The sequence below is a fragment of the Pseudomonas putida S13.1.2 genome, from assembly GCF_000498395.2.
Lineage (GTDB): Bacteria > Pseudomonadota > Gammaproteobacteria > Pseudomonadales > Pseudomonadaceae > Aquipseudomonas > Aquipseudomonas putida_Q.
This window is the reverse complement of the sequence record NZ_CP010979.1, coordinates 3,466,020-3,491,672: the sequence shown is the minus strand read 5'-3', so window position 1 is coordinate 3,491,672 and position 25,653 is coordinate 3,466,020. Positions and strand designations below refer to the sequence as shown.

General features: G+C 63.2%; 28 protein-coding genes and 1 tRNA gene. 14 read left to right on the top strand and 15 right to left on the bottom strand.

Features of this window, described 5'->3' with window-relative positions; all coding sequences use genetic code 11:
* Positions 1 to 86 precede the first annotated feature (86 nt).
* Together N805_RS15410 and N805_RS15405 are read left to right on the top strand one after the other, a co-directional pair.
* Positions 87 to 1,241: an MFS transporter gene (locus N805_RS15410; RefSeq protein ID WP_028614191.1), complete on the top strand. Its 1,155-nt coding sequence runs from the start codon at positions 87 to 89 to the stop codon at positions 1,239 to 1,241.
* Positions 1,241 to 1,777, top strand: coding sequence for an oxidase (locus tag N805_RS15405; protein WP_028614192.1), 537 nt, complete (start codon positions 1,241 to 1,243; stop codon positions 1,775 to 1,777). Before N805_RS15410 ends, N805_RS15405 begins: the two co-directional genes overlap by 1 nt.
* 123 nt (positions 1,778 to 1,900) lie before the next feature.
* Here the strand turns inward: N805_RS15405 and N805_RS15400 are convergent, their stop codons facing one another.
* Complete coding sequence (locus N805_RS15400; RefSeq protein WP_019473900.1) at positions 1,901 to 2,173, bottom strand: DUF3509 domain-containing protein; 273 nt, start codon at positions 2,171 to 2,173, stop codon at positions 1,901 to 1,903.
* 266 nt (positions 2,174 to 2,439) lie between these two features.
* On the opposite strand from N805_RS15400, the gene N805_RS15395 reads away from it, so the two are divergent.
* Entirely contained in the window at positions 2,440 to 2,964 is a 525-nt protein-coding gene (locus N805_RS15395) for an ankyrin repeat domain-containing protein (RefSeq protein WP_019473901.1), read from the top strand.
* A gap of 60 nt (positions 2,965 to 3,024) precedes the next feature.
* Entirely contained in the window at positions 3,025 to 3,555 is a 531-nt protein-coding gene (locus N805_RS15390) for a hypothetical protein (RefSeq protein ID WP_028614193.1), read from the top strand.
* A 153-nt stretch (positions 3,556 to 3,708) separates the two neighbouring features.
* Here N805_RS15390 and N805_RS15385 read toward each other — a convergent pair whose 3' ends face one another.
* The gene (locus N805_RS15385; protein WP_019473440.1) at positions 3,709 to 4,647 is read right to left on the bottom strand and encodes a ZIP family metal transporter; all 939 of its coding nucleotides are present in this window, start codon (positions 4,645 to 4,647) and stop codon (positions 3,709 to 3,711) included.
* 126 nt (positions 4,648 to 4,773) lie between these two features.
* Between N805_RS15385 and N805_RS15380 the strand changes: the two genes are divergently transcribed.
* From N805_RS15380 to N805_RS15365, 4 genes are all read left to right on the top strand, one after another.
* A complete protein-coding gene (locus N805_RS15380; protein ID WP_012271091.1) occupies positions 4,774 to 4,965 on the top strand; it encodes a PLDc N-terminal domain-containing protein in 192 nt (63 codons plus the stop codon).
* Between the two features lie 240 nt (positions 4,966 to 5,205).
* Complete coding sequence (locus N805_RS15375) at positions 5,206 to 7,263, top strand: LTA synthase family protein (RefSeq protein WP_019473439.1); 2,058 nt, start codon at positions 5,206 to 5,208, stop codon at positions 7,261 to 7,263.
* A gap of 202 nt (positions 7,264 to 7,465) precedes the next feature.
* Positions 7,466 to 7,702 carry a hypothetical protein gene (locus N805_RS15370; protein WP_019473438.1) on the top strand — a complete coding sequence of 79 codons (237 nt, stop codon included), beginning with the start codon at positions 7,466 to 7,468 and terminating at the stop codon, positions 7,700 to 7,702.
* 180 nt (positions 7,703 to 7,882) lie between these two features.
* Entirely contained in the window at positions 7,883 to 8,215 is a 333-nt protein-coding gene (locus N805_RS15365) for a ribonuclease E inhibitor RraB (RefSeq protein ID WP_019473437.1), read from the top strand.
* 107 nt (positions 8,216 to 8,322) lie between these two features.
* On the opposite strand, the gene N805_RS15360 is transcribed toward N805_RS15365, so the two are convergent.
* Positions 8,323 to 9,123, bottom strand: coding sequence for a cytochrome c (locus N805_RS15360; RefSeq protein ID WP_019473436.1), 801 nt, complete (start codon positions 9,121 to 9,123; stop codon positions 8,323 to 8,325).
* Between the two features lie 528 nt (positions 9,124 to 9,651).
* Here N805_RS15360 and N805_RS15355 point away from each other — a divergent pair.
* The gene (locus N805_RS15355; protein WP_019473435.1) at positions 9,652 to 10,383 is read left to right on the top strand and encodes an amidotransferase; all 732 of its coding nucleotides are present in this window, start codon (positions 9,652 to 9,654) and stop codon (positions 10,381 to 10,383) included.
* Positions 10,384 to 10,513: 130 nt separating this feature from the next.
* On the opposite strand, the gene N805_RS15350 is transcribed toward N805_RS15355, so the two are convergent.
* The 3 genes from N805_RS15350 to N805_RS15340 all read right to left on the bottom strand — a co-directional run bounded on the left by N805_RS15350 (position 10,514) and on the right by N805_RS15340 (position 13,139).
* Entirely contained in the window at positions 10,514 to 11,485 is a 972-nt protein-coding gene (locus N805_RS15350) for a magnesium and cobalt transport protein CorA (protein WP_026034663.1), read from the bottom strand.
* A 69-nt stretch (positions 11,486 to 11,554) separates the two neighbouring features.
* On the bottom strand, positions 11,555 to 12,268 hold the full coding sequence (locus N805_RS15345; protein WP_019473433.1) for a lysophospholipid acyltransferase family protein: 714 nt from the start codon (positions 12,266 to 12,268) through the stop codon (positions 11,555 to 11,557).
* A gap of 181 nt (positions 12,269 to 12,449) precedes the next feature.
* On the bottom strand, positions 12,450 to 13,139 hold the full coding sequence (locus N805_RS15340; RefSeq protein WP_019473432.1) for a crotonase/enoyl-CoA hydratase family protein: 690 nt from the start codon (positions 13,137 to 13,139) through the stop codon (positions 12,450 to 12,452).
* 198 nt (positions 13,140 to 13,337) lie between these two features.
* Here N805_RS15340 and N805_RS15335 point away from each other — a divergent pair.
* Positions 13,338 to 13,427 (top strand) — tRNA-Ser (locus N805_RS15335).
* Positions 13,428 to 13,510: 83 nt separating this feature from the next.
* On the opposite strand, the gene N805_RS15330 is transcribed toward N805_RS15335, so the two are convergent.
* The 3 genes from N805_RS15330 to N805_RS15320 all read right to left on the bottom strand — a co-directional run bounded on the left by N805_RS15330 (position 13,511) and on the right by N805_RS15320 (position 17,626).
* The gene (locus N805_RS15330) at positions 13,511 to 15,643 is read right to left on the bottom strand and encodes a TonB-dependent siderophore receptor (RefSeq protein ID WP_019473431.1); all 2,133 of its coding nucleotides are present in this window, start codon (positions 15,641 to 15,643) and stop codon (positions 13,511 to 13,513) included.
* 195 nt (positions 15,644 to 15,838) lie between these two features.
* Positions 15,839 to 16,219, bottom strand: a complete 381-nt coding sequence (locus tag N805_RS15325; protein WP_016500947.1) for a hypothetical protein — start codon at positions 16,217 to 16,219, stop codon at positions 15,839 to 15,841.
* A 219-nt stretch (positions 16,220 to 16,438) separates the two neighbouring features.
* Positions 16,439 to 17,626 (bottom strand): MFS transporter, encoded by a 1,188-nt coding sequence (locus tag N805_RS15320; RefSeq protein ID WP_019473430.1) that lies wholly within the window; start codon positions 17,624 to 17,626, stop codon positions 16,439 to 16,441.
* Between the two features lie 106 nt (positions 17,627 to 17,732).
* Between N805_RS15320 and N805_RS15315 the strand changes: the two genes are divergently transcribed.
* Positions 17,733 to 18,614, top strand: coding sequence for a LysR family transcriptional regulator (locus tag N805_RS15315; RefSeq protein ID WP_019473429.1), 882 nt, complete (start codon positions 17,733 to 17,735; stop codon positions 18,612 to 18,614).
* Positions 18,615 to 18,736: 122 nt separating this feature from the next.
* Here N805_RS15315 and N805_RS15310 read toward each other — a convergent pair whose 3' ends face one another.
* A complete protein-coding gene (locus N805_RS15310; protein ID WP_019473428.1) occupies positions 18,737 to 19,486 on the bottom strand; it encodes a 3-oxoacyl-ACP reductase family protein in 750 nt (249 codons plus the stop codon).
* Between the two features lie 118 nt (positions 19,487 to 19,604).
* Here N805_RS15310 and N805_RS15305 point away from each other — a divergent pair, with 118 nt between their 5' ends.
* Positions 19,605 to 20,543, top strand: coding sequence for a LysR family transcriptional regulator (locus N805_RS15305; protein WP_019473427.1), 939 nt, complete (start codon positions 19,605 to 19,607; stop codon positions 20,541 to 20,543).
* A 114-nt stretch (positions 20,544 to 20,657) separates the two neighbouring features.
* Here the strand turns inward: N805_RS15305 and N805_RS15300 are convergent, their stop codons facing one another.
* The gene (locus tag N805_RS15300) at positions 20,658 to 21,128 is read right to left on the bottom strand and encodes a GreA/GreB family elongation factor (protein ID WP_019473426.1); all 471 of its coding nucleotides are present in this window, start codon (positions 21,126 to 21,128) and stop codon (positions 20,658 to 20,660) included.
* A gap of 2 nt (positions 21,129 to 21,130) precedes the next feature.
* Entirely contained in the window at positions 21,131 to 21,529 is a 399-nt protein-coding gene (locus N805_RS15295) for a hypothetical protein (RefSeq protein WP_019473425.1), read from the bottom strand.
* A gap of 130 nt (positions 21,530 to 21,659) precedes the next feature.
* Between N805_RS15295 and earP the strand changes: the two genes are divergently transcribed.
* Together earP and N805_RS15285 are read left to right on the top strand one after the other, a co-directional pair.
* On the top strand, positions 21,660 to 22,793 hold the full coding sequence (gene earP / locus N805_RS15290; protein ID WP_019473424.1) for an elongation factor P maturation arginine rhamnosyltransferase EarP: 1,134 nt from the start codon (positions 21,660 to 21,662) through the stop codon (positions 22,791 to 22,793).
* Positions 22,794 to 22,841: 48 nt separating this feature from the next.
* Positions 22,842 to 23,414 (top strand): elongation factor P, encoded by a 573-nt coding sequence (locus N805_RS15285; RefSeq protein ID WP_019473423.1) that lies wholly within the window; start codon positions 22,842 to 22,844, stop codon positions 23,412 to 23,414.
* A 122-nt stretch (positions 23,415 to 23,536) separates the two neighbouring features.
* On the opposite strand, the gene N805_RS15280 is transcribed toward N805_RS15285, so the two are convergent.
* The 3 genes from N805_RS15280 to N805_RS15270 form a co-directional block, all read right to left on the bottom strand.
* Positions 23,537 to 23,965 carry an organic hydroperoxide resistance protein gene (locus tag N805_RS15280; RefSeq protein WP_019473422.1) on the bottom strand — a complete coding sequence of 143 codons (429 nt, stop codon included), beginning with the start codon at positions 23,963 to 23,965 and terminating at the stop codon, positions 23,537 to 23,539.
* Between the two features lie 140 nt (positions 23,966 to 24,105).
* A complete protein-coding gene (locus tag N805_RS15275; RefSeq protein ID WP_019473421.1) occupies positions 24,106 to 24,561 on the bottom strand; it encodes a MarR family winged helix-turn-helix transcriptional regulator in 456 nt (151 codons plus the stop codon).
* Between the two features lie 58 nt (positions 24,562 to 24,619).
* Positions 24,620 to 25,573, bottom strand: a complete 954-nt coding sequence (locus N805_RS15270; RefSeq protein ID WP_019473420.1) for a LysR family transcriptional regulator — start codon at positions 25,571 to 25,573, stop codon at positions 24,620 to 24,622.
* Between the last annotated feature and the right edge of the window lie 80 nt (positions 25,574 to 25,653).

Genomic DNA, 25,653 nt, shown 5'->3' with positions numbered 1-25,653 from the left:
CGGCCCTCAGGTCCTGTGATATCCCTGTGGGAGCGGGCAAGCCCGCGAAGAGGCCACTGCAGGACACAACATGATTGGCTGAACCCATGCCCGCAATTCCCTACTGGCGCCTGTCCAGCTTCTACCTCTTCTACTTCGCCTTGTTAGGCTCCACCGCCCCCTTCCTGGCGCTGTACTTCGACCACCTGGGTTTCTCCCCGGCGCGCATCGGCGAGCTGGTGGCCATTCCCATGCTGATGCGCTGCATCGCCCCCAACCTGTGGGGCTGGCTGGGCGACCGTACCAGCCAGCGCTTGCTGATCGTGCGCCTGGGCGCGTTGTCTACCCTGGCCACATTCGCCCTGATCTTCTTCGGCAAAAGCTACGCCTGGCTGGCGCTGGTGATGGCGCTGCACGCCTTTTTCTGGCATGCGGTACTGCCGCAGTTCGAGGTCATCACCCTGGCGCACCTGCACGGGCAAACAGCGCGCTACAGCCAGGTGCGCCTGTGGGGCTCGATCGGCTTCATCCTCACGGTGGTTGGCCTGGGCCGTCTGTTCGAATGGCTGAGCCTGGACATCTACCCGGTGGCCCTGGTCACGATCATGGCCGGGATCGTCGCCGCCAGCCTGTGGGTGCCAAACGCCCAGCCGGTAGAGCAGGGCGAGCGCAGCGGCGCGGGTGGCTTTGTGCAGCAGTTGCGTGCCCCGGGGGTGCTCGCGTTCTACGCCTGCGTGGCGCTGATGCAGCTCAGCCATGGGCCGTATTACACCTTCCTTACCCTGCACCTGGAGCACCTGGGCTACAGCCGCGGTGCTATCGGCCTGCTGTGGGCGCTGGGGGTGGTGGCCGAAGTGCTGATGTTCATGGTCATGAGCCGCCTGTTCGCGCGCTTCAGTGTGCAACGCGTATTGCTGGTCAGCTTTCTACTGGCGGCGCTGCGTTGGTTGTTGCTGGGCAGCTTGGCCCAGGAACCGGCCGTACTGATCTTCGCCCAGCTGCTGCACGCGGCCACCTTCGGTTGCTTTCACGCTGCCAGCATCGCTTTCGTGCAGGCCAGTTTCGGCGCTCGCCAACAGGGCCAGGGCCAGGCGCTGTACGCGGCGCTGTCGGGCACCGGCGGTGCGCTGGGGGCATTGTACTCGGGCTACAGCTGGAACTTGCTGGGCCCCACCTTCACCTTTGGTATGGCCAGTGCCGCAGCCTTGGCTGCAGCCGTTATCATTGCCCTTTGTTCGCAACCGACCAGGACCCGCCCCTGATGAGCATTCTCTGCGTTTTCCACCCCGCCAGCCCGGCACTGCCGAACAAGGTGCTGACCCACCACGCCGATATCGCCGCAACCCTGGCCGAGCAGGGCGTGCATTTTACCCACCGCGAGCATGGCCTGCGGGTGCGCCCTGGCACGGCTGAGGCCGAGGTCCTGGACACCTGCCGTGAGCATCTGGACCAGTTGATGACTGCACACGGCAGCAAGGCCTTCGTGGTGTTGAACCGCGACGGTGAAGACCCGGTGCAAGCCGATGTGCGCGATGAGCATGTGCATGATGCCGACGAGGTGTTTGCCGTGGTCAGCGGGCGTGCGCAGGTTGGCCTGCGGTTGGGCGACTGGGTGTATTCGGTGCTGTGCGAGAAAGGTGACCAGCTGGTGGTGCCGGCTGGGACGCGGCGCTGGGTAGAGCTTGGCGCGACGCCGTTTTGCCTGGCGTTGCGTTTGTATGGCAGCGAGCAGGGCGTGCAGGCGCGATTCACCGGGGATGTGACTGCGCGGGCGTTTCTGGGGATTGACGAGCTGTAATTGCTTGGCCGGCCCTATCGCCGGCAAGCCAGCTCCCACAGGTTGTGCGCAGGCCTTGAGACCGACGCGGTCAATGTGGGAGCTGGCTTGCCGGCGATGGGGCCAGTAGCAACACCATCAAACTCAGCGATAGGTCGGCAAGGCAAACCGTTGCTGGCTTTGCAGCATGGTAATCACTGGCAGTTCACTGGCCTGTTCAGCCAGGTCACGGCGGATGGCGCTGATCGCCCAGGACAGTTGCTCGGCATTGTGCAGTTGCGAATAGGTCAGCACCCGGCGAGTGACTTTGTTGTCAGCGGCACGCAGAGTCAACAGCACGCCGCCATCAGGGCGGGCCTGGGTGCTCACCTGATAGGCCGGAAATACCGAAACGAACTTTTGCTGGATGAGGTCCATATCAACTCCTGACTGTTGTGTGGCAGACATGAGTTGATGGTTGCAGCGACCGTGCCAGAACTTGATCTAAAGAAAAACCCAGTAAATACAGGCAGTTATGGGGTATTTGCAGCAGCGGTACCGTGCAGGTTGCATGGTCGTGCATTTTGCATAGTGCATTTTGCACGGATCGGGCGTTGGCTATCGGGCCTATAGAATCTGAACCTTTGACCGCAATGGCGTGCCTGACAAACACTTGGGCAATCATTTATGCCAGGAGGTTCCCGATGTCCAGCCAAACCCCGCCCGCCACCATGACCGACGACGAAACCGCTGCATTCGCCGAGCAAGTGTTCGAGCGTGCCCGCCAGGGCGACGCCGAAATGCTCGAGCGCCTGCTTGCCAGTGGCCTGCCGGCCAACCTGCGCAACCACAAGGGCGACACGCTGCTGATGCTGGCCAGCTACCACGGCCACCACGACGCGGTGCGGGTGCTGCTGGCGCAGGGCGCCGACCCACTGATAGCCAACGACAACGGCCAGCTGCCGATTGCCGGTGCTGCCTTCAAGGGTGACATGGCGATGATCCGCCTGCTGCTGGAGCACGGCGTGCCGGTGGACGCCGCTGCGCAGGACGGGCGCACCGCGCTGATGCTGGCGGCCATGTTCAACCGCAGCGAAATCCTTGACTACCTGCTGGCCCAGGGCGCCGACCCGGCGCGCCAGGATGCCCGCGGCGCCACCGCGCTGATGGCGGCGCAAACCATGGGCGCGGTAGACACTGCCGCGCGCCTGCAAGCGCTGGCCGGCTAACTGCCAGGGGGCATTTGCGGCTATCCTTGGCGACTTTTCACCCGTCGCAGGCCCCCTTTCATGAAAACTCAGTTGCTCGAATTCATCAGCCTCATTGGCGCCGGCTGCATGCGTGAGGCCGACATCGAGCGCGTCGCCGACGAGGCCGCCCAGGCCTACGCCGACCCGGCCGCTTTCCTGGCCGCCAACCCCGACATCAACTACGACGACAGCTTCCCCATCCCGCTGGGCGAATGGGTGGTGCTGGGCAGCCTGCCGGACACTGTGGTGTTCCAGGCTGACAGCTATCAGGACCTGTTCCAGCAGATCAGCGACTCGTTCGATAGCAGCGTGCCGTTCACCCTCAAGCCCAAGCAACTGGCCCGCACCGAGCCACTGACCGCGCTCAACCGCATCCAGGTGCAGATGGGCGCATTGAACAAGGAGGCCGGTGGTTATGTGTTGCTCAACTTCAGCCAGTTGCTGGATGACGAGCTGCAGGTGGTGATGGTGGGGCAGAACGACCTGGCGCGGGTGCTGGAGCTGGGTGCCGAGCTGGGCATCAAGGTCGAGCCAGCCCTGGAAGCCCTGAAAGTCGCTGTACACATCTAAAGCCAGGCGCGGTCCCGTGTAGGAGCGGCCTTGTGTCGCGATGGGGCGCGCAGCGGCCCCGGCGTTTTCAGCTTCGCCGCACAAATTGCCGGGGCCGCTTTGCGCCCCATCGCGACACAAGGCCGCTCCTACAGGGATCTGTGCAGGGCAGCTTCAGCCCAGCGCGGTATCCAGAAACATCATCACCGCAAACCCACCCATCAGCCCCAGGGTCGCCGCCGTCTGGTGCCCGTTACGGTGGGTTTCGGGGATCACCTCGTGGCTTACCACAAAGATCATCGCCCCCGCCGCCAGCCCCATGCTGATCGGGTAGGCGAGTGCAAAACCGGTCGAAATCCCCAGTCCGATCACCGCCCCCAGCGGCTCCATCAGCCCAGACCCTATGGCAACCAGCGCGGCTTTCATGTTCGACAGCCCGGTGGCGCGCAGGGCCAGCGCGACGGCCAGGCCTTCGGGTATGTCCTGGATGGCGATGGCGCTGGTCAGCGGCAGGCCGATGTTCATGTCGCCATTGGCGAAGCTCACGCCAATCGCCATGCCTTCGGGCAGGTTGTGCAAGGTGATCGCCAGCACAAACAGCCAAACCCGGCTGATGCGCTCGGCCTCGGGGCCGCACGGGCCGGTGCTTTCATGCTCATGCGGGGTGAAACGGTCCAGGCCCAGCATCAGCAACACGCCCAGGCCCATGCCCAGCACCACGGTAAAGGCCGCTGCGGGGCCGTTGCCGGTGATCTCGCGGGCGGCGTCCAGGCCCGGCAGAATCAGCGAAAACGAACTGGCGGCCAGCATCATGCCGGCGGCAAAACCCAGCATCACATCCTGGTTGCGGGCGCTGACATCGCGCAGCACCACGGCCAGCACCGCACCCAGCGCGGTGGCGCCAAAGCCGGACAACCCACCCAGCACGGCCAGGTGCAGGTTATCGGCATGGTCGCCGTTCACCGCGTTCCAGAAGCTGGCCGCCAGCAGTGCGACCACCGCCAGCAGGCTCAACCCCAGGCCGGCACTGAGCCAGGGCGTGTTGGCAACCTGCTGGCGCCAGGCGTGCAGCAGTGAAGGTGGGGCGGCGCTTTGGCTGTGTGCGGGGGGCATGCGAACCTCGAATCAATTATTGCAGTCAGTCTACTCAGGGACCTGCGCCAACGGCCAAGGATTCCCTTCTATTGGTGCGATAGCTGGCTATGCTGTGCAGCAAAGCCTCTGGACAGGAGTTTAGGCATGGGGTCTACATTCAACAGCCTGGTCGGGCTGATCATTCTGGCGCTGGATATCTGGGCCATCCTCAATGTGATCAAGAGCGGCAGCGAGGTGGGTATCAAGGTGTTGTGGATCTTGTTGATCGCCCTGCTGCCGGTGGTGGGGCTGGTGATCTGGGCGATTGCCGGGCCGCGGGGGAATGTGCGCATCTGAACGCCTGTGCCGGCCTTTTCGCGGGCTCGCCCGCTCCCACAGGTACTACGCCGCTCTCAAGAGTTGCGGGGCTCCTGTGGGAGCGGGCAAGCCCGCGAAGAGGCCGGCACAGACAAAAGCCGCAACATCCCAGTGACAAAATTTTCACATTGGTTTAAACAGAATCCGCACCCGCACAATGCTGCGTTGGTCTAGCACCAGCGCCTCTTCGCAAACCGCAATCCTAGGACCTTCCCATTCATGGCTAACACGGACGCCTTGAAGCAACAGGGCGCGCGAACGTCGTTTTCGCCGACCCTGAAATCCCACTTGGCCTACACGCTGCTCAGCGGCCTGGTGATCATGCTGATGCTCAGCCTGGTGCGCCTGGCGCTGCTGGTCTACAACAGCGACATGATCGGCGATACCCCTTATTCGACTGTCGCCGAAGGCTTCCTCAACGGCTTGCGCTTCGACCTGCGGGTAGTGGTTTACCTCAGCATCCCGCTGCTGCTGGCCATCCTCAGCCCCTGGGCCATGGCCCGGCGTGGCGTGTTCCGCTTCTGGCTGACCCTCACCTCGAGCGTGGTGATGTTCCTCGGCCTGATGGAAATGGACTTCTACCGCGAGTTCCACCAACGCCTCAACGGCCTGGTGTTCCAGTACATCAAGGAAGACCCGAAAACCGTCATGAGCATGCTCTGGTACGGCTTCCCTGTCGTGCGCTACCTGCTGGCCTGGGCCTTCGGCACCTGGCTGCTGAGCTTGCTGTTCAAAGGTATCGACCGCGCCACCCGTGGCGATGGCCTGCACCGCGCTGCCCCGTGGTACAACCGCCTGGCGGTGTTCATGGTGATTCTGCTGGTGGCCGTGGTCGCTGCCCGTGGCACCCTGCGCCAAGGCCCGCCAATGCGCTGGGGTGATGCCTTTACCACCGACTCCAACTTCGTCAACCAGCTTGGCCTGAACGGCACCCTGACCCTGATCGACGCCGCCAAGAGCCGCTTCGGCGAAGACCGCGCCAACATCTGGAAGCCGGTACTGGAGCAGAACGTGGCCACGCAAAGCGTGCGCGAACAGCTGCTGACCGCCCACGACACCCTGGTCGATGCCGACGAGGCTGCCATCCGCCGCGACTTCCTGCCGCCGGCCGAACGCACCCTGCCGATCAAGAACGTGGTGGTGATCCTGATGGAGAGCTTTGCCGGCCACTCGGTGGGTGCGCTGGGCAGCCCCAACAACATCACCCCGTACTTCGACAAGCTGGCCAAAGAAGGCCTGCTGTTCGACCGCTTCTTCTCCAACGGCACCCATACCCACCAGGGTATGTTCGCCACCATGGCGTGCTTCCCCAACCTGCCAGGTTTCGAATACCTGATGCAGACCCCGGAAGGCGGCCATAAGCTGTCTGGCCTGCCGGCACTGCTCAGCGCCCGTGATTACGACGACGTGTACGTCTACAACGGTGATTTTGCCTGGGACAACCAGTCCGGGTTCTTCGGCAACCAGGGCATGACCACCTTCATTGGCCGTAACGACTTCGTCAACCCGGTGTTCTCCGACCCGACCTGGGGCGTGTCCGACCAGGACATGTTCGACCGCGGCAACGAGGAACTGGCCAAGCACGACGGCAAGAAGCCGATCTACGCGCTGCTGCAGACGCTGTCCAACCACACCCCGTATGCGCTGCCCAAAGACCTGCCGGTCGAGAAGGTCACCGGGCAAGGCCGCCTGGACGAGCACCTCACTGCCATGCGCTATTCGGACTGGGCGCTGGGCCAGTTCTTCGAGAAGGCGCGTAAAGAGCCTTACTTCAAGGAAACCCTGTTCGTCATCGTCGGCGACCATGGCTTTGGCAACCACCAGCAGGTCACCGAACTGGACCTGGGCCGTTTCAACGTGCCGCTGCTGCTGATTGCCCCGGGCATTCAGGAGAAGTTTGGTGCGGTGAACCACACCGTGGGCACCCAGGTCGATATCGTGCCGACCATCATGGGCCGCCTGGGTGGCGCGGCCCGCCACCAGTGCTGGGGCCGCGACCTGCTCAACCTGCCAGAGGGCGACCAGGGCGTGGGCATGATCAAGCCGTCGGGCAGCGAGCAGATCGTTGGCCTGGTGCAAGGCGACCGCATCCTGATCGAGTCCAAGGACATGACCCCACGCATGTATCGCTACCAGCTGGGCAGCGAGTTCAAGGCCGAACTGATCGAAAGCCCGGACCAGCCGGAAATGCTGAAAAAGCTGGAAGCGTACATCCAGACGGCGACCAAGAGCCTTTTGGATAACACAGCCGGTGTGGTGCACGGCACGCCGAAGTAAGGCTGCAAAAGGGCCGCTTTGCGGCCCATTCGCGGGGCAAGCCCGCTCCCACAGGGATATCATCGCAATCCCGCCGTTGATATCTCTGTGGGAGCGGGCTTACCTCGCGAAGAGGCCCTTACAGACTGAACATTCTCCCAGCCCCAAGGTCAGTTGATCAGGCATCACACCTTGGTGTCTCTGGATTGGGAGGACTTGTTCAATGAAAGCGTGGGAAGTCACCTTTGCCGATCAAAAAGGCGAACCGTCCACCGTAGTGCTGCGGGCTGAGCTGCGCCCCAGCGAAGAGGAAGCCGCGCGGGCCATCCGTTCGCAACTGTTCCCGGTAATGGACGAGCTGGACCTCAACGACTTCCAGGACCGCACCATTTCCCCGACCGCCCGCTGGCTCAAGGAGCATAGCGGGGTGACCATCACCAGCATTCACGAAGCGCCCTGACCCACACGTTTGCGTGGCGCCTGTTCAGGCGCTACGATGAGGGAAGGTGCCCCCCTATTCTGCGGGTTGGCACCGCTTCAATTCGCGTCTTGCATCAGCTCGAACTGCTCGGCCATTGATTGCCGGCAGGTGCGTAGTGCACGGAAAGTCTATCCATTGCTTTATTCAGGAGGACGATTCATGAGCAGCCAGAACGACGATATCAGCAGCAACGTCCTGCGCCAGATGAAGGCAGGCGGTTTCGACTTCACCCAGATCCACCCCATCGAGTTCTATGCCGTATTCCCCGACGAGGCAGGGGCCCGCCGCGCCGCGGGGCAATTTCGTGGCGAATCGCTCAATGCCCAGGTGAAGGAGCTGGGCGACGGTGCCTGGCACCTTGAACTGAGCAAGGTCATGTACGCCACCTATGGCGGTATTGGTGACTTTGAAGAGACCTTTGAGCAGCTGGTGACACCTTATGGGGGGGAGGTGGAAGGGTGGGGCGTCAAGCACGAACGGCAGACCGCCTGAAGGTATCCGTTGCCTTTTTCGCGGGGCTCCCAGAGGTATCTCACAATGTCTAGCCCTGTGGTGATCCTGTGGGAGCGGGCAAGCCCGCGAAAAAGCACACGCTGTTCTTACGGTTTGCGCCCGGCCATATGCCCCAGATAGGCCAGCAACGCATCCAGTTCCTGTTCACTCAGCACACTTTCAGTAAACCCCGGCATCTTCGCCTGTGGCCACTGCCGCAGGCGTTGCGGGTCGCGAATCAATTTGCGCAGATAACCCGGTTGAAAATACTCGGTCGGGTTGTGCGGCACATTCAAATCCGGCCCCATCTGCGCATCCCCAGCACCGTTCAGGCGGTGGCACGCCATGCAATTTTGCTGGAACAAGGCAAAGCCCTGGCGCACGGGGCTGTCGGCTGGCAGCTTCGGGTCGGGCAGCAAGGCCGGGAACCGTGTTTCGACAGCGGCCAGTTTACGCAGGGTGGAAATCTGGAACGGCCACTGCTCCGGGCGGATGCCGCTGGCCAGTGGCTGGGTCCACACGAGGTAGAACGGCCCCGCGCTGGGTTTGCCCTTGCCCAGTGCCGGCCACGGCTTGCCGGGGTCCTCTACGGCCACCCACGCCCGTGCCGGCCCTTGCTGCAGCAACGGTGCGGCGGGCATTTCGGCGGCAAAGCCGTCCAATGCCACGGCCTGCAGGTGATCGCCGGCGTTCACGCCTTCCAGCAGCGTGGCCAACGGCACCGCCCGATAGTGCATGGGGCGTTTGTACGAAACATCCTGATCGACGCTGATTTCCTCGGCCTGCGGGTGGGCCAGCAGTTCGGCGCTGCTCCACTGGCGCGTGCTGGCGCCCAGTTCCAGGTGCAGTTGCGCCGCCGAAAGCGGCAGGCTCAGGCACAACGCAAACAGGGCAAGGCAGTGGCGCATGGGCAATCTCCAACCATCAAGGCCGGCAGGTTACCTGTGCACTGCCCATTGGCGCCACCGCCACTGTCAGCCGAACAAACGTGTCAGGTTCGGCAAGATCAACAGTAAAGTGGTGGCAAACAGAATGAGCCCAGCTTGGCGAATTTTCGATTGTCTGAACATGGCGGACCGCCTTCTTGTTGTTATTCCTGAATACCCGTTGGCTTCCTTGTCGCGCTTCGGGTCGATCACAGTGGCACCGCGTGGCGCCCTGACTGCCTGCCTCTTGAAAGTGGATATACAACCAACAGTAGGGTGTGTGTGATCCATGTTTGAGAACCCTTTGTTCTAATTGTGTGGCTCTACGATTGCCATTGGCTATGAGGCCATGTGCTATCTGGCTGGCATGCTCTGACTAGACAGTGGCGCAGGTGCCAGCCAGGTACCCACAAAATGTGACCGTTCGTCAGTGCAGCCTACTTGCTTGTACGTGTCTTTCGCGTCAGTCTCTACAGCAGATTCCCACCCATGTCGTTCAGGACTACCCCTATGTCGTTACGCATCTGCATCCTTGAAACCGATGTCCTGCGACCGGAGTTGACGGCGCAGTACCAGGGCTACGGCAGGATGTTCGAGCAGCTTTTCTCGCGTCAGCCGATCGCCGCCGAATTTTGTGTCTACAACGTGATGCACGGCGACTACCCCGCCGACAATGAAGTGTTCGATGCTTACCTTGTGACGGGCAGCAAGGCCGATTCGTTTGGTACCGATGCCTGGATCCAGACGCTCAAGGCATACTTGCTGAAGCTTTACGAGCGTGGCGAGAAACTGCTGGGTGTGTGTTTTGGCCATCAGTTGCTGGCATTGACCCTGGGCGGCAAGGCCGAGCGGGCAGAGAAGGGCTGGGGCGTGGGCATCCATCGCTACTCGCTGGCGGCCCATGCGCCGTGGATGGACCCGGAGGTGTCGGAGCTGACCTTGCTGATCAGCCACCAGGACCAGGTGACCGAATTGCCGGAAGGCGCCACGGTCATTGCTTCAAGCGATTTCTGCCCGAATGCGGCGTACCACATTCGTGACCAGGTGCTGTGCTTCCAGGGCCACCCGGAGTTCGTGCACGACTACTCCCGCGCCCTGCTGGATGCCCGCCAGGAGTACCTGGGGGATGAGGTGTACCACAAGGCCGTGGCCAGCCTGGCCACCGAGCACCAGGGCGACCTGGTGGGGGAGTGGATGATGCGCTTTGTCCAGCAGCCGACGAGCAAGCATAACGCGGCGTAGTGGCGGGGGCTGCCTTGCAGCCCAATCGCCGGCAAGCCAGCTCCCACAGGATTGCACTGCCTGGGAGGCCTGTGCAGTCCTGTGGGAGCTGGCTTGCCGGCGAATGGGCCGCAAAGCGGCCCCGGCAATCTCAGAGCCAGCCAGATTTCTTGAAGCTGGCAAACAGCCCCGTACACCCCAGCACGATTACCCCCAGTACCCCGAAGTACCCGTAGTGCCACCCCAGCTCCGGCATGTTCTGAAAGTTCATCCCGTAAATCCCCGCAATCGCCGTAGGGAACGCCAGGATCGCCGCCCACGCCGCAAACTTGCGTTGCACGATGCTCTGGCGTGACGACTCCAGCAGCATGCCGATTTCGATGGTCTGGCTGGCGATGTCGCGGATGCTGACCAGGTCTTCCATCTGCCGTGTCACGTGGATCTGCACATCACGAAAATACGGGCGCATGTTCTTGTCGATAAACGGGAAGCTCAGGCGCTGCAATTCCTCGCTTATCTCCACCATGGGCGCCACATAGCGGCGCAGGCGCAGGATGTCGCGGCGCAGGCTGTGCAGGCGGCGGATATCATCTTCCTGCAACGAGCCGCCAAGCACGCTTTGCTCCAGCTCTTCGATCTCACCATGAATGGCCTCGCTGACCGGTTGGTAGTTCTCGGTGACGAAGTCGAGCAGGGCGTACAGCACAAAGTCTTCACCGTGCTCCAGCAGCAGCGGCCGTGCCTCGCAGCGCTGGCGCACCAGGGCGTAGGATTTGGAGTGGCCGTTACGGCAGGTGATGATGTAGCCGTTGCCGGCAAAGATATGCGTTTCGATGAACTCCAGCTTGCCTTCGTGGCGCACTGGCGAATAGGTGACGATGAACAGCGCGTCGCCAAAGGTTTCCAGCTTGGGCCGGCTGTGCTTTTCCAGGGCGTCTTCGATGGCCAGTTCGTGCAGGTTGAACTGGCATTGCAGGTTGGCCAGTTCCTCGGCATTGGGCTCTTCCAGGCCGATCCACACAAAGTGCCCCGGCTTGCGCGCCCACTCGCTGCCTTCGTCGATGCTGATGTTGGTGACCTTTCTGCCGGCGCTGTACACCGCCGATGCCACGACTCGACCCATGGTTGCCCGCTTATTCCGGTTGAACACGGGGTACAGCTTGGGCCGTACCCGGCCCAAGAGCAACCCGCTTCAGGCCAGCTCGTGTTCCATGCGGTCGATGCATTGCTGCATCTGCATCCGGCACTGCTCGATCAGCGTCGGGATGTCCCTTTGGGTCATGCCGGTGGTGGCAATGGGGGGCAGCGAGCGCACCACCACCGTGCGCTGGCGCCAGCTGTTCAGGCCCATGCGCCTGGCGTAGCGGCTGACGCACACCGGCACAATCGGCACACCCGCCTCGATGGCCATGTGGAACGCGCCTTTCTTGAATGCCAGCAAGTCTTCGCCAGGGTTACGTGTGCCTTCGGGGAACACCCAGATCGAGGTGTCGTCCTGCAGCACGCGGGTGGTTTTCTGCAGCGCCTTGCGTGCCTGGTAGCTGTTCTTGCGGTCGATCAGCACGTTGCCGCCCAGCCAGAACAGCTGGCCGAACAGCGGCACCCAGCCCAGGCTTTTCTTGCCGATGGCCACGGTGCGCTGTGGCACTACCTGGCCCACCACGAACAGGTCGAAGTTGGATTGGTGGTTGGCGATGATCACGCAACCGGGGGGCTGGTCCCATAGCGGGCCGACCTCGGCCTTGACCTTGATACGCATCAGCCAGGTAGCCGGCCGGCTGTAGAGGTGGGCGAATACCCGGCTGTTGTCGGGGTTGAAAGGGCGGCACAGGCCAATGACCAGGCCCACGACGCCAACCACAAGGAAATGCAGCGCCAGCAGAAGCATGCGCAAGGAATAAAGCATGGTACGACTCACACCAGACGGTCGCCGGAGTGTACGGATGTGCACTGGTTCGGGCAAACCTTGCTGCTGTGCTTACCTGGCTGTGGGAGCGGGCTTGCCCCGCGAACACCGGCAAAGCCGGTGCCATACACCGCGTTGCCTGCTTCGCGGGGCAAGCCCGCTCCCACAGAGGCCGGTGCGCCTAGCCCATATGGTGCTGGTCCAGCTCGATCGCCTTGTCCAGCGCCTCCAGCAGGCCTTTGCGCACTTTCAGCTTGGTGTTCTTGTGCGCCAGCATGTTCAGCTTCTTCAATTCACGCGCCGCTGTCAGTGCCGCTTCTTGCAGCTGCTCGGCCGGCACCACCTTGTCGAGGAAGCCGGCATCAACCGCCGCGTGCGGGTCGAACACTTCGGCATTGATCACCGAGCGGTGGAAAGCTGAGCGGCGCAGGCGGTCGCGGGCCAGTTCGATACCGGCATGGTGCATGGTCATGCCGATCTGCACTTCGTTCAGGCACACCTTGTACGGCCCTTCGACGCCAATGCGGTAATCGGCCGACAGCAGCAGGAAGGCGCCTTTGGCCACAGCATTGCCCGGGCAGGCGACCACCACCGGGAACGGGTGCGACAGCAGGCGGCGGGCGAGGGTGGAGCCGGCGGTGACCAGGCTGATGGCCTCTTTCGGGCCGCTGGTCATTACCTTGAGGTCGTAACCCCCCGACAGGATGCCTGGCTGCCCGGTGATGATCACCACTGCACGCGCTTCGGTCGCGCGGTCGAGCGCGGCGTTGAAGGCGGTGATGACGTCTGGCGAGATGGCGTTGACCTTGCCGTTGTTCAGGGTCAGGGTGGCGATGCCGTCTTCGGCGTGGTAGGTAATCAGCTCGCTCATGGCAGAGTCCTTTTGTTGGCGTGGCGATGACGTTACCCAGCGCCAGAGGCCAGGTAAAGCAGCAAGGCTGACTGGTCGGTCAGCGCTCAACGCGGCGCAAATGCAAATACATGAAAAATTTGAAAAAAGTGCTTGCCAAAGGGAATGTCTTTCACTAAATTAGCGCACCTCGACGGGCCGCAAGGCTTGAAGAGAAACGGTGAAGTGTCCGAGTGGTCGAAGGAGCACGCCTGGAAAGTGTGTATACGAGAAATCGTATCAAGGGTTCAAATCCCTTCTTCACCGCCACATTCTACGAAGAGCCCCCGCGCTGAAAAGCCCGGGGGCTTTTTGTTTTTGGGCTGTTGGGGCTGCTTTGCAGCCCCAAGATTTCAAAAGTTGACCGAAGCCGAAAGCCGAGCGGTACGCGGTGCCCCCTGGAACAGGTAGTTATCCCCCAGGTAATCCCCCACATCCCGCCAGTAGCGTTTGTCGAACACGTTATCCACGGTCAGGCGCAGCACCGTGTCATACCCGCCAATGCGCGTCTGATACCGGCTACCCACATCGAACACGGTATACCCGCCAACCTCCACGTTCCCCGCCTGGCTCGCATACTTGCTGGCGCTGTACCGCGCCCCGCCCAGCAGTGCCAAGCCCGGTACCGGAAGGGTGTATTGCGCCTGCAGCGCCGCCCGCAACTTGGGCACGTTGATCGCCTGGTGTCCTTCGTAGGCCTCGGTACCGCTGTTTTGCACCCGCGCACGAATGGCTGCGGCGCTGGCCTGCACTTGCAGGTTCTGGCTCACCCAGCCGCTGGCGCCCAGCTCCAGGCCGGTGTTTTTCTGCTGGCCTTGCTGCACGTAGGTGAAATTGCCAGCACCGTCCGGGCGTGCGTACTGGTAGGCCTGGCGGATCTGGAACAGCGCAGCGCTGAAGCTCAAGCCTTGCCAGTCGTGCTTGAGGCCCAGCTCCAGTTGGTGTGAGGTGGTGGGCGCGAGGATTTCGGCGGCGTTGCTGGCAAACCAGGGGGCCGTGCCGCCGGCAGACAGGCCCTTGGCGTAGCTGGCGTATACCGTGGTGTCTGGCTGCGGCTTGTAGATAAGCGCAGCATTGGGCAGCAACTGGTATTGACGGGTATGGCGCCCGGCAACACCATTTTCGTCCCAGGTCTTTTCATCCAGGCGCACTTCACGGGCGCCCAGCACGGTCTGCCATTGCTCGTTGAAACTGATGCGGTCGCTGATGAATACGCCGTACTGACGGCTGTCCAGTCGGCGTTCGCTGGCGCCGACGGGTTTGTCGGACGGGTCGAGGGCAGGGGCCCCGGTGTAGATGTTGCCGGTGCCAAGCCACTCGTTGTAGTACGGGCGCTGATCCAGCGTGCGCCGCTGCGCACTGGTACCCACGGTCAGCTCATGCCCCACGCCCAGCGCATCGAAGTGCCCGTTGAGCATGGCCTGGGCCTCATCGGTGCGGCGGGTGTCGTCGGGGCTGCGGAAGTCGTAGATGTCGTAATCGCCATTGCTGCCAAAGAAGGCGCCTTCGCTCGAACCCCAGGCAAACGCGCTGTAATCGTCGATCACCACCTTGCTGAGCGAGGCACTCAAGGTGCCGGTCCAGGCCTCGTTGAAGCGGTACTCGAAGCGCCCGCCCAGGTTCAGCGAGTCGTTTTGCACAGGCTTTGCCCAATCCTGGTAAGCCAGGCGGTCGTCCGGGTCGATGCCGTGGGGCACTTCGGTACCACCTAGCAGTTGATAACCCGGCACCGAGCGCTGCTCGCGGTGCTGGTATTCGGCATCCAGCTGCAGGGTGGCATCCGGGCTGATCTGCCAGTCGAAGGCCAGCGAAGCGAAGTCGCGTTTGCCATCTGCGTGGTCGACGTAGGAGCGGATGTCTTCATGGGCGAGGTTGGCGCGCAGGCCGAACTGTTTTTCGCTGCCGAACCAGCCACCCAGGTCGGTGGCCAGGTAGCGTTCGCCCTGTTCGTTGGTCGACACCGTCACGCTGCGCACATCCTCGGCGCGTTTGGTTACGTAGTTGATCAGGCCGCCCGGCTCCGACACACCGCTTTGCAGCCCCGACAACCCCTTTAGCAGCTCTACCTGCTGCTTGTTCTCCAGGGCCACGTTCTGCTCGCCAGCGATGGTCTGGCCGTTGATGCGGTAGCTGCTGGCGGCATTCAGCTCGAAGCCCCGCACGTTGAAGTTTTCGTAGTAGCCGATGGGGGCATAGCTTTCGCCAACCGAGGCATCGCTTTGCAACACTTCGCTGAGCTTGCGCACCTGGCGGTCTTCCAGCAGTTGCTGGCTGAACACGCTGATGGCGGCAGGGGTATCGAGCAGGGGCGCCGGCTGGAAGCTGCCCACCGCTGCCTGGCGAGCCTGGTAGCCGTCATTGGCATAGGTGTCGGACACCTGCAACGGGGCCAGCACCACGCTGTCTTCGGCGAGCACATGGGGGCAATGCAGGGCCAGGCCCAGGCTGAGCAGGCTCAGGGGCAGGCGGGGGTGACACGGGGGCATGCGGGGCTCCTGGATGGGCATACCTGTGCGGGCCTCTTCGCGGGTAAACCCGCTCCCACAGGGTTATCACAGAACCCTAGGGCGGTGATTTTCCTGTGGGAGCGGGTTTACCCGCGAAGAGGCCGGCACAGGCCATGAAAAAGGCGGCATCTTAGCAGCCGCCTTCAGCATAAAACGATCCAGGCCCCGCGATATTCAGCCCTGGTTGGCGGGGCGCTTGTGCTGGCGCCAGCTGTCATCGATCTTCGACCAGGTTTTGCCGTCGGTAATGGCCATGAGCTTGCGGCCATCCTTGAAGGTGGCCAGGAAGGTGGCTTCTTGCTCCTTGCCGCCCAGCCACAGCCCGGCAAGCAGCCCCACCGGCCCGGCTACCAGGGCCCCGGCCACGCCCCAGCCCAGGGCGCTGCCCAGGCTGCGGTTGGTTTCGAGGCTGGCCAGCCTGAGGTCGCTGATGCGGGCCAGGGAAATCCGCTCACCCGGGGAGGGGCTGCGCGGGGTCTTGAGTGTGAGCGATCCGTTGCGATACTCGCCTTCACCTTGCAAGAAATCGCCGGATTGCACCGTGAGTCTTGTCATAACGTCGTCCTGTCGGGAAAGGGCATTGACCAGCGCCTAATGAGCGCTGCACGGGCAGGCAAGTCAACGACCATGCGACGGAGGGTAGTGCGGTGCATTGTCGCCGTGGCTAATGGCCTCTTCGCGGGCACGCCCGCTCCCACAGGCTTGTCACTGCCCTGAGGCTTGTGATGCACCGGTGGGAGCGGGCGTGCCCGCGAAGAGGCCAGCAAGAATCTTTCAGGCCACCTGCAAGGTGGTCTTGCGCTTACGCTCGGCCAGGCCCCACACCAGCAACGCCAGCCCGCCAATCACCAGGCCCGCCACCACAATGCCCATCCAGCCCTGGTGCTGGAACAACTGCGTGCCCAGCAACGACCCCAGCGCCCCGCCAATGAAGTAGCAGGTGATGTACCCGGCGTTCAGCCGCGTGCGTGCCTCGGGGCGCAGGGCAATCACCGCGTTCTGGTTGCTGACGTGCACCAGCTGCACCGCCAGGTCAAGCATCAGCACGCCCAGCAGCAGCGCCAGCAACGACTGCTGGGCAAAGCCCAGCGGTACCCACGACAGCAGCAACACCACCAGGCCCACGGTGGTGCCCAGGGCGCCCTTGCCGCGGTCGGCCAGCCGCCCGGCCCAGTTGGCCGACAACGCACCGGCTGCACCGGCCAGGCCGAACAGGCCAATCACCGCATCCGAATAGTGGTATGGCCCGTTGCTCAGCAGGAACGCCAGGGGCGTCCAGAACAGGGCGAACAAGCTGAACGACAGCAGGCCGAGCAGCGAGCGCAGGCGCAGCACCGGTTCTTCAATAAACAGGCGGAACACCGAGCCGATCAGCGCCGGGTATTTCAGCCCGGCATGGCTGTGGTGCTGCGGCAGGCTGCGGTACAGCGCCACGGCAGTGATCGCCATCAGCACAGCGGCTAGCACATAGATGCTGCGCCAGCCGCCCAGTTCGGCCATGAAACCAGCAGCCGTCCGTGCCAGCAGGATGCCCAGCAGCAAGCCGCTCATCAGCGTGCCGACTGCGCGCCCACGCTGATGTGGCTCGCTGAGGGTCGCGGCCATGGGCACCAGGATCTGCGCCACTACCGAAAACAGCCCGGTCAGCGCCGTGCCCAGGAGCAGCCAGGGCAGGCTCGGCGCGCACGCACTGATGACCAGGCCCAAGGTGGCAATGGCAGTCATCACGGTGATCAGCCGGCGCTGTTCGAACAGGTCACCCAGTGGCGCCAGCAACAACAGGCCGGCGCCATAGCTGAGCTGCGCGGCGATGACGATGCTGCCGGCGCTGGCAGTGCTCAGCCCGAACTGCTGGGCGATGCTGTGCAGCAGCGGTTGGGCGTAGTAGTTGCTGGCCACGGCCAGGCCGGTGGCGGTAGCCATCAGCAGGATCATGGCGCGGCTGAGAGTGGGGGCGTTCATGGGGTTCTCGTGGCGGGCAGTAGTAAGTGGGGGAATTATCAAGAAGTGTCAGGCATGACGCCAATGTATAGTTTTCAACTTATCCATCTTGAAAGCAGATAGATCGATGAACCTCAAGCAGCTTGAGTACGCCCTCGCCGTGGCCGATACCGGCAGTTTTACCCGTGCGGCGGAGCGTTGCCATGTGGTGCAGTCGGCGCTCAGCCACCAGGTGGCGCGGCTGGAAGCGCAACTGGGCGTAAGCCTGTTCGAACGTAGTTCGCGGCGGGTGCGCCTGACGCCTGCCGGCGAGGCCTTTGTACTTAGCGCGCGGCCGGCGGTGGAGGCTGCCCGGCGCATTGCCGATGATGTGGCCGCGGCCTGCGGGCAGGTGCGCGGGCGGCTGGCGATTGGTGAAATCAGCTCGCTCACGGCGCTGGACCTGGTCGACCTGCTGGCAGTGTTCCACGGTCGATTCCCCGATGTGGATGTGCGCTGGATCACCGCCAAGAGCGAATTGCTGGTTGCCGATGTGGTCGAGCGGCGCCTGGACGTTGGCTTCATTGGCCTGTGGCAGGGCGAGGTGGTGCAGGGTGTGCAGCATCGTTTGCTGGCCAGGGAAGAACTGGTGGCGTTGTTGCCGGTTGATCACCGGCTGGCCGGCCGCGGGCAGCTGGCGCTGGCCGACCTGGCGGGTGAAGTGCTGGTGGACTTCCCCGAAGGCACCGGGGCGCGGCGCCAGACCGATGAGGCGTTTCAGGCAGCGGGTTTGCAGCACAAGGTGCAGTTCGAGATCGGGCATGTGCGCCTGGTGGAAAAGTTTGTACAGCGGGGCATGGCGGTGGGCCTGGTGCCGGAACGGGTGGCCCAGGGCATCGACGGTGTGGCGGTGGCGCGGTTGGTGGATGCGCCGGTGCGGCACCTGTATGCCGTGTGGTCCTCCAGCCCGACGCCGGCTGCCCGGGCGTTTCTGGAGGTGATGGAGCAGCATCTGGGCTGCAATGATTGAGCCTGTTCTGGCCCCATCGCCGGCAAGCCAGCTCCTACAGGACCCCCACAGGTTCAAGGCCTGTGGTGATCCTGTAGGAGCTGGCTTGCCGGCGATGGGGCCAGAACAGGCAACCCATCAAATCAAGCTGCAAACCCACCATCAATGGTCAGACTTGCCCCGGTGATATACCCCGCCTCCGGCCCCGCCAGGTAAGCCACAAAGCTGGCAATCTCTTCCGGCTCGCCATACCGCCCAATCGCCATCAACGGGATCAGGCTCTCGGCGAATTCGCCACTGGCGGGGTTCATGTCGGTGTCCACCGGCCCTGGCTGTACGTTGTTCACGGTAATGCCCTGTGGCCCCAGGTCACGGGCCATGCCACGGGTCAGGCCAACCAGCGCCGACTTGCTCATGGCATAAGGCGCACCGCCAGCAAATGGCATGCGCTCGGCGTTGGTGCTGCCAATATTGATGATGCGCCCGCCCTGGCCCATGTAGCGTGCTGCGGCCTGGCTGGCGACGAACACGCTGCGCACGTTCACCGCCAGCATGCGGTCGAAGTCGGCCAGGTCGAATTCGCTCACCGGTGCCACCGTCAGCACGCCGGCGTTATTAACCAGGATATCCAGCCTGCCGAAGGCCTTCACGGCGTCATCCACTGCCAGTTGCACGGCGGCGGCGTCGGCGCTGTCGGCCCGCAGTGCCAGGGCTTTACCACCGTTTTCGGTAATTTCGCGGGCCAGTGCTTCTGCCGGGCCGGCGGAGCTGACATAGGTGAAGGCCACCTGCGCACCTTCGCGGGCCAGGCGCCGCACGATGGCTGCGCCAATGCCGCGAGAACCGCCCTGAACCAGGGCCACTTTGCCTTCGAGTGACTGTTGCTTGGACATGCTGATCTCCTGCTGGAAGCCAGGCCGAAATGCCTTGGATGGGCAAAGTATCGGCGCTTGATTACCTGCTGATAAGATGGCAATCACTATCAGCAGAGTAAACCTTTGGTTGCTAATCATGGCCGTGGAATCGTTCAACGCGTTGGAATGCTTCATCCGCAGTGCCGAGGTGGGCAGCTTTGCCGAGGCTGCCAGGCGCCTGAGCATTACCCCCGCCGCCGTCGGCAAGCACGTGGCTCAGCTGGAGGCGCGCCTGGGCGTGCGGTTGTTCCAGCGTAGTACCCGCAAGCTGACCCTGACGGAGGCGGGGCAGCGTTTTCTGGGTGAGGTCAGCGACAGCTTCCGTACTATCCAGTACGCCGTGGCCAACCTGGCCAGCGCCGAAGGCCAGCCGGCCGGGTTGTTGCGGGTGAGCATGGGCACTGTGTTCGGGCGCTTGTATGTGTTGCCCTTGCTGGGCGAGTTTCTACGCCGCTATCCGGCGATTACCCCGGATTGGCATTTCGACAACCGCCAGGTCGACCTGATCGGTCAGGGCTTCGATGCAGCCATAGGCGGTGGTTTCGATCTGCCGCCGGGGGTGGTAGCGCGCAAGCTGACACCGGCGCACCGGGTGCTGGTGGCAGCGCCGGCCTATCTGCAGCAGCACGCGCCGATTGAAGACCCGCAGGTGCTGCAACGGCACGACGGCATCCTCATCCGCTCGCCGCAGACCGGGCGGGTGCGCTCGTGGCCGTTGACCAGCCGCTGGCAGGCGCAGCAGCCGATGCAACTGCGCCAGGCGATGACCATGAGCGATTCGGACGCGGCGTGCGCGGTGGCCGAGCAGGGGCTGGGGATTGCCCTGGTGAGCCTGCCGTTTGCCGTGCCGTACCTTCAGGGCGGCCGGCTGCGGCGGGTGTTGCCGGACTGGTACGTGGATGACGGGCATATCAGCCTGTACTTCGCCGAGCACAAGCTGATGCCGGGCAAGACCCGGGCGTTTATCGATTTTGTGGTGGAACAGTTTGCCGAACAGGGGTTGGCGGGGCGGTTCGATGCCTTGCAAACCGTTTAGGTGTGTATTGCCTGTAGTGGCCCTATCGCCGGCAAGCCAGCTCCTACAGGATTACCACAGGCCTGAATATTGCGGGGTCCCTGTGGGAGCTGGCTTGCCGGCGATAGGGCCCGGTCAGGCAATACCCGTAATGAACAATGCCTGCGCCCCCAGTCTCACCTCATCATCCACCCGCTTGCCCATCAATTGTTGCCCCAGCGGTGAGCGCGGGGTAATCACGGTCACCAACTCATCCCCCTCGCCAATCTTCAGCCCCGCCGCCTCCGGCCCGAGGAACAACCGGCGCGGGTTACCTTCCTCATCTTCCAGGCTTACCAGGTTGCTGATCTGCACCCCACGCGCCGGGTCATGGTCGCGCAGCAGCAATTGCTGGTAGATCAGCAGCGCCTGGCGGATCTCGGCGCTGCGGCGGGCCTGGCCGGTGGCCAGGTACGAAGCTTCCAGGCCCAGGGTGTCGTACTTGTTTTCGGCAATGTTCTCTTCGGCGGTGGCGGCTTCGTAGGCGCTTTGCGCTGCGCGGGTGAGCACGTCCAGGTCATGCTCGAGGGTGGCGACGATCTGCGCCAGCAGGCGGGTCTTGTCCATGGTCAGTAGCAGAACTCCAGCACGTTGGCCTGGCTTTTGTCGGTGGGTGCGGTGCGGTTCTGCTGCATCCAGAACTGGCATTTGGGGCTGTTGAGGTTGCGCGGGTTGCCTTGGGCGGCCTCGGCGGCCTGTTGCAGTTCTTGTTTGCGCAGCATGTCCTTGTAGCGGTCGAACATCTCGGCCTGAGCATCTTGCGCCGGGGCCTGCGCCGAGGGAGCGGCAGGGCGGTACACGCTGGGGGCCACGGCCTGGGCCAGTGGCTGCACCTGCTGTGGCCAAAGTTGCAGCGCCAGCCACAGGCTCGCGGCAATGGCAACGGCGCCCAGCCACAGGCCAAAGGCAACGCATACAATCAACGGCAGCGGCTTGAGGGTGATTTTGAGTTCACGATGGCGGGCCATGGCAGCCTCCTGGCAGGGTAGGTCGGGGTGCATTGTCGCATGCGCCCGGGCATTTTTCCGTGTGGGTGCTTTTGTCGGCGACAATTTATCCGCAGAATTCGCGGTTTTTGCACCAGAACGGGAGGGGCGGATGAAAGCCACCTGGGACATTTTCTGCAGTGTCGTCGATAACTACGGCGATATCGGCGTGACCTGGCGCCTGGCCCGGCAATTGGTGGCTGAGCATGGCTTGGCGGTACGCCTGTGGGTAGATGACCTGAACGCGTTCACGCCCATGTGCCCTGGGGCGGATGCCAGCGCTGCGCAGCAGTGGCAGCACGGTGTGGAGGTGCGTCAGTGGCCGGTGGCCTGGTTGCCGGTGGCGCCTGCCGATGTGGTGATCGGTGCCTTCGCGTGCCAGTTGCCGGCGGCCTATGTCGAGGCAATGCGTGCCCGCGCCACGCCACCGCTGTGGCTGAACCTTGAATACCTCAGTGCCGAGGACTGGGTAGAGGGTTGCCATGGTCTGCCTTCGCCGCAGCCCAACGGCCTGCGCAAGGTGTTTTTCTTCCCCGGCTTTACCGAGAAAACCGGCGGGCTGCTGCGCGAGGGCTCGCTGCTGGCGCGGCGCGACGCGTTCCAGCAATCGGCCGAGGCACGCCAGGCGTTTCTGCAGGGGCTGGGTGTAGCGCCCGAGCAGGGCGCACTGCTGATTTCGCTGTTTGCCTACGAAAACCCGCAGTTGGCCAACTGGCTGGATGCCTTGGCCACAGCCGCGCAACCGTGCCACCTGCTGGTGCCGCAAGGGCGCATCGTCGCGGGGCTGAGCCAGTGGCTTGGCGAGGCGCCGCTGCCAGTGGGCAGCGTGCGCAAGCGCGGGGCGCTGACCGTGCAGGTGCTGCCTTTCGTCAGCCAGGACGACTTCGACCGGCTGTTGTGGAGTTGCGACTTCAATGCGGTGCGCGGCGAGGACTCGTTCTTGCGTGCGCAGTGGGCCGGGCAGCCGATGTTGTGGCACATCTATGTGCAGGACGAGAACGCCCACTGGGAAAAGCTCGAAGCGTTTCTGGCGCATTATCGACGCGGCCTGTCAGATGAAGCCGATGCCGCCCTGCTGGGCCTGTGGCGTGCCTGGAACATGGACCGTGACATGGGCCATGCGTGGCAGGCCGCCCGCCAGCACTGGCCAGAACTGCAACAGCATGCCCGGCTTTGGGCGTTGCGACAGGCCGCTCAGCCGGACCTTGCCACAGCGCTAGTACACTTTTACCGAAATTCGCTATGATACGCGGCCTCGATTTTTATAAATCCATCCAGATTCGGATACTTCGTAATGAAAACTGGTAAAGAACTGAAACCCGGTACCGTCCTGCGGATCGACAACGACCCGTGGCTGGTTCAAAAAGCTGAGTTCACCAAGTCGGGCCGTAACAGCGCGATCATGAAGACCAAGCTGAAGAACCTGCTGACCGGCTACAAGACCGAAACCGTATACGGTGCGGACGACAAGCTGGACGACGTGATCCTGGATCGCAAAGAAGCGACCCTGTCGTTCATCAGCGGTGACTCGTACACCTTCATGGACACCACCGACTACACCATGTACGAGCTGAACGCCGAGGACATCGAAGCCGTCCTGCCGTTCATCGAAGAAGGCATGGAAGACGTCTGCGAAGCCGTGTTCTTCGAAGGCCGTCTGGTATCGGTTGAACTGCCGACCACCATCAGCCGTCAGGTTGTCTACACCGAGAACGCTGCTCGCGGCGACACCTCGGGCAAGGTCATGAAGCCTGCCAAACTGAAGAACGGTACCGTACTGCAGGTTGCCGACTTCATCAACATCGACGAGTGGATCGACATCGACACTCGCGAAGGTGGCGTGTACAAGGGCCGTTCCAAGAAGTAATCCTTCTTGCAATGAGCACAAAAAACCCGGCCTCGGCCGGGTTTTTTTGTGCCTGGAATCAGTAGCCACACTACCGATATCCCAGTCCCGCGCGGCCGCTCCTACAAGGGGTGTGCAAGCCTTTAGACGGTTACGTGCAGGCGCACATCCACATTACCGCGGGTGGCATTGGAGTAAGGACACACCTGGTGCGCTTTCTCCACCAGCCCTTCGGCATCGGCCTGGGCCAGGCCCGGCAGGTTGATGTGCAGGTCGATGTCCAGGCCAAAACCGCCCGGGATCTGGCCGATGCCCACCTTGGCGGTGATCGAGGCCTCTGCCGGCAGGGCTTTTTTCTCTTGCCCGGCCACAAACTTCAGGGCGCCGATGAAGCACGCCGAGTAACCGGCAGCGAACAGCTGCTCGGGGTTGGTGCCGTCACCGCCAGCGCCGCCCAGTTCCTTGGGGGTGCTCAGCTTGACTTCCAGCTTGCCGTCGCTGGACCTGGATTTGCCGTCGCGCCCACCGGTGGAGGTAGCTTCTGCGATGTACAGCGGAGTGACCTTTTGCATTTTGAGCCTCGCTAATGTGCTGTGCGCTCCCGGTTGAAGGAGGGCGCGGGTTGGTGTGGGATGTAAATTAGCGCGCAAATAGTTTGCGCGCAAGATAAATAATCACCGTCCATCCGAACGGCCATTGCACAGCATAGCTGTCAGAGGTTTTTCTGCAGGTTCTCGCGCAGGTTCAGCAGGTCGGCCTGCAGCTGCTGCAACTGCTCCAGGCTGCGCCCGCTGGCCTTGAGGATGCACTGCGGCACCTCTTTGGCCTGCTGTTGCAGGGCGCGGCCCTTATCGGTCAGTTGCACCATCACTACCCGTTCGTCTTCCCGGCTACGGTTGCGCTGCAGCAGGCCTTCGCTTTCCAGGCGCTTGAGCAGTGGCGTCAGTGAGCCTGGGTCGGTCAGCAGGTGCTGGCTGATTTCGCCCACGGTCAGGTCGTCACGCTCCCACAGCACCAGCATGGCCAGGTACTGCGGGTAGGTCAGGCCCAAGGCTTGCAGCAGCGGTTTGTAGACTTTGGTCATCAGCAACGAGGTGGAGTGCAGGGCGAAGCAGACCTGGTTGTCCAGCAGCAGCTCGTCACAAGAGGCTTGGGTGTCGGCGTTCATGCAGGTCCTTGAAATTGATCAGTGGGGAATTCTGGCACGCTTGTTTTTAGTGCGCGCATTACTCGCGCAGTTCACTGCGCAAGGCCAGGTCCCAGGGTGGAATCGGGCTGAAGCGGCTCTTGAGGAATTCGAGCAGCAAACGGCTGCGAGAGTTCGTTTCATGTTCCAGGCGTAGTGCGTAAATGCCGCTGGTCTCGGCTTCCGGCAGGCCGCCGTCGCAAAACAGCGGCATCAACTCGCCACGCAGCAGGTACTCGCTGATCAGCCAGGTGGGCAGGTGTGCCACACCCAAGCCGGCGAGGGCGCCGCACAGCAGGGTTTCGGCATTGTTGGCGGCCATGCGCATGCGCGCAGGGCGGTACAGGCGCGTTTGCCCGGCCACGTTGAAGCGCCAGGCGAACGGTGGTGCCAGGCCGTCCCAGTCCAGGCCGTCGTGCCCGGGCAGTTCGCTGGGGCAGGTGGGCATGCCGCGGTTGGCCAGGTAGGCGGGGCTGGCGCAGGCGATGCGCACCATGTAGGCCAGCGGCGTGGCCACCAGCCGGGTATCGGCCAAGGGGCCGGCGCGCAGCACCAGGTCGACCTCGCCCAGGTGGCTGCCATGCAGGTCGACGAAGCTGTCGATCAGGCGCAGTTGCACGTCCAGGCCTGGGTAGGCCACCAGGAAATCGGCGATGGCCGGGGCCAGGTGGCGACGGCCGAACGCGGCGGGGGCGTCGATGCGGATCAGGCCTTCAGGGGCGTTGCTCAGCGATACCGCCTCGGCCCGGGCCAGGCGCAGCTCCTCAATGATGCGCCTGGCCCGCTCGGCAAAGGCATTGCCGGCGGGTGTGGCGCGCACCGCGTGGGTGCTGCGCGTGAACAGGCGGCTGCCCACGGCGTTTTCCAGGTTGTCGATGCGCCGGGCCACAGCGGACGGGGTCAGCGGGTGGCGCCGGGCGGCGGCGGAAAAACTGCCGGTCTCCAGCACATCGAGGAACAGGCTCAACTGGTCGGTGAGGGTATCGGGGCTCATGGCTGCCTTGCTTTTGCGAAAAACGCACAGCCATTGTGCGCTGCTGTGCGTTTCCCTGCCAGCACACAGTCGTTAGCATG

What these genes read in the sequence shown, in the direction of transcription:
- N805_RS15340 (WP_019473432.1), bottom strand. Translation starts at nt 13,139, where the DNA reads ATGAGCGAGCTGATTACCTACCACGCCGAAGACGGCATCGCCACCCTG.
- N805_RS15385 (WP_019473440.1), bottom strand. Translation starts at nt 4,647, where the DNA reads ATGCCCCCCGCACACAGCCAAAGCGCCGCCCCACCTTCACTGCTGCAC.
- N805_RS15305 (WP_019473427.1), top strand. Translation starts at nt 19,605, where the DNA reads ATGGCCGTGGAATCGTTCAACGCGTTGGAATGCTTCATCCGCAGTGCC.
- N805_RS15295 (WP_019473425.1), bottom strand. Translation starts at nt 21,529, where the DNA reads ATGGCCCGCCATCGTGAACTCAAAATCACCCTCAAGCCGCTGCCGTTG.
- N805_RS15325 (WP_016500947.1), bottom strand. Translation starts at nt 16,219, where the DNA reads ATGACAAGACTCACGGTGCAATCCGGCGATTTCTTGCAAGGTGAAGGC.
- N805_RS15280 (WP_019473422.1), bottom strand. Translation starts at nt 23,965, where the DNA reads ATGCAAAAGGTCACTCCGCTGTACATCGCAGAAGCTACCTCCACCGGT.
- N805_RS15360 (WP_019473436.1), bottom strand. Translation starts at nt 9,123, where the DNA reads ATGCGCCACTGCCTTGCCCTGTTTGCGTTGTGCCTGAGCCTGCCGCTT.
- N805_RS15310 (WP_019473428.1), bottom strand. Translation starts at nt 19,486, where the DNA reads ATGTCCAAGCAACAGTCACTCGAAGGCAAAGTGGCCCTGGTTCAGGGC.
- N805_RS15410 (WP_028614191.1), top strand. Translation starts at nt 87, where the DNA reads ATGCCCGCAATTCCCTACTGGCGCCTGTCCAGCTTCTACCTCTTCTAC.
- N805_RS15285 (WP_019473423.1), top strand. Translation starts at nt 22,842, where the DNA reads ATGAAAACTGGTAAAGAACTGAAACCCGGTACCGTCCTGCGGATCGAC.
- N805_RS15375 (WP_019473439.1), top strand. Translation starts at nt 5,206, where the DNA reads ATGGCTAACACGGACGCCTTGAAGCAACAGGGCGCGCGAACGTCGTTT.
- N805_RS15400 (WP_019473900.1), bottom strand. Translation starts at nt 2,173, where the DNA reads ATGGACCTCATCCAGCAAAAGTTCGTTTCGGTATTTCCGGCCTATCAG.
- N805_RS15270 (WP_019473420.1), bottom strand. Translation starts at nt 25,573, where the DNA reads ATGAGCCCCGATACCCTCACCGACCAGTTGAGCCTGTTCCTCGATGTG.
- N805_RS15350 (WP_026034663.1), bottom strand. Translation starts at nt 11,485, where the DNA reads ATGGGTCGAGTCGTGGCATCGGCGGTGTACAGCGCCGGCAGAAAGGTC.
- N805_RS15390 (WP_028614193.1), top strand. Translation starts at nt 3,025, where the DNA reads ATGAAAACTCAGTTGCTCGAATTCATCAGCCTCATTGGCGCCGGCTGC.
- N805_RS15365 (WP_019473437.1), top strand. Translation starts at nt 7,883, where the DNA reads ATGAGCAGCCAGAACGACGATATCAGCAGCAACGTCCTGCGCCAGATG.
- N805_RS15345 (WP_019473433.1), bottom strand. Translation starts at nt 12,268, where the DNA reads ATGCTTTATTCCTTGCGCATGCTTCTGCTGGCGCTGCATTTCCTTGTG.
- N805_RS15315 (WP_019473429.1), top strand. Translation starts at nt 17,733, where the DNA reads ATGAACCTCAAGCAGCTTGAGTACGCCCTCGCCGTGGCCGATACCGGC.
- N805_RS15320 (WP_019473430.1), bottom strand. Translation starts at nt 17,626, where the DNA reads ATGAACGCCCCCACTCTCAGCCGCGCCATGATCCTGCTGATGGCTACC.
- N805_RS15395 (WP_019473901.1), top strand. Translation starts at nt 2,440, where the DNA reads ATGTCCAGCCAAACCCCGCCCGCCACCATGACCGACGACGAAACCGCT.
- N805_RS15300 (WP_019473426.1), bottom strand. Translation starts at nt 21,128, where the DNA reads ATGGACAAGACCCGCCTGCTGGCGCAGATCGTCGCCACCCTCGAGCAT.
- earP (WP_019473424.1), top strand. Translation starts at nt 21,660, where the DNA reads ATGAAAGCCACCTGGGACATTTTCTGCAGTGTCGTCGATAACTACGGC.
- N805_RS15380 (WP_012271091.1), top strand. Translation starts at nt 4,774, where the DNA reads ATGGGGTCTACATTCAACAGCCTGGTCGGGCTGATCATTCTGGCGCTG.
- N805_RS15405 (WP_028614192.1), top strand. Translation starts at nt 1,241, where the DNA reads ATGAGCATTCTCTGCGTTTTCCACCCCGCCAGCCCGGCACTGCCGAAC.
- N805_RS15355 (WP_019473435.1), top strand. Translation starts at nt 9,652, where the DNA reads ATGTCGTTACGCATCTGCATCCTTGAAACCGATGTCCTGCGACCGGAG.
- N805_RS15370 (WP_019473438.1), top strand. Translation starts at nt 7,466, where the DNA reads ATGAAAGCGTGGGAAGTCACCTTTGCCGATCAAAAAGGCGAACCGTCC.
- N805_RS15330 (WP_019473431.1), bottom strand. Translation starts at nt 15,643, where the DNA reads ATGCCCCCGTGTCACCCCCGCCTGCCCCTGAGCCTGCTCAGCCTGGGC.
- N805_RS15275 (WP_019473421.1), bottom strand. Translation starts at nt 24,561, where the DNA reads ATGAACGCCGACACCCAAGCCTCTTGTGACGAGCTGCTGCTGGACAAC.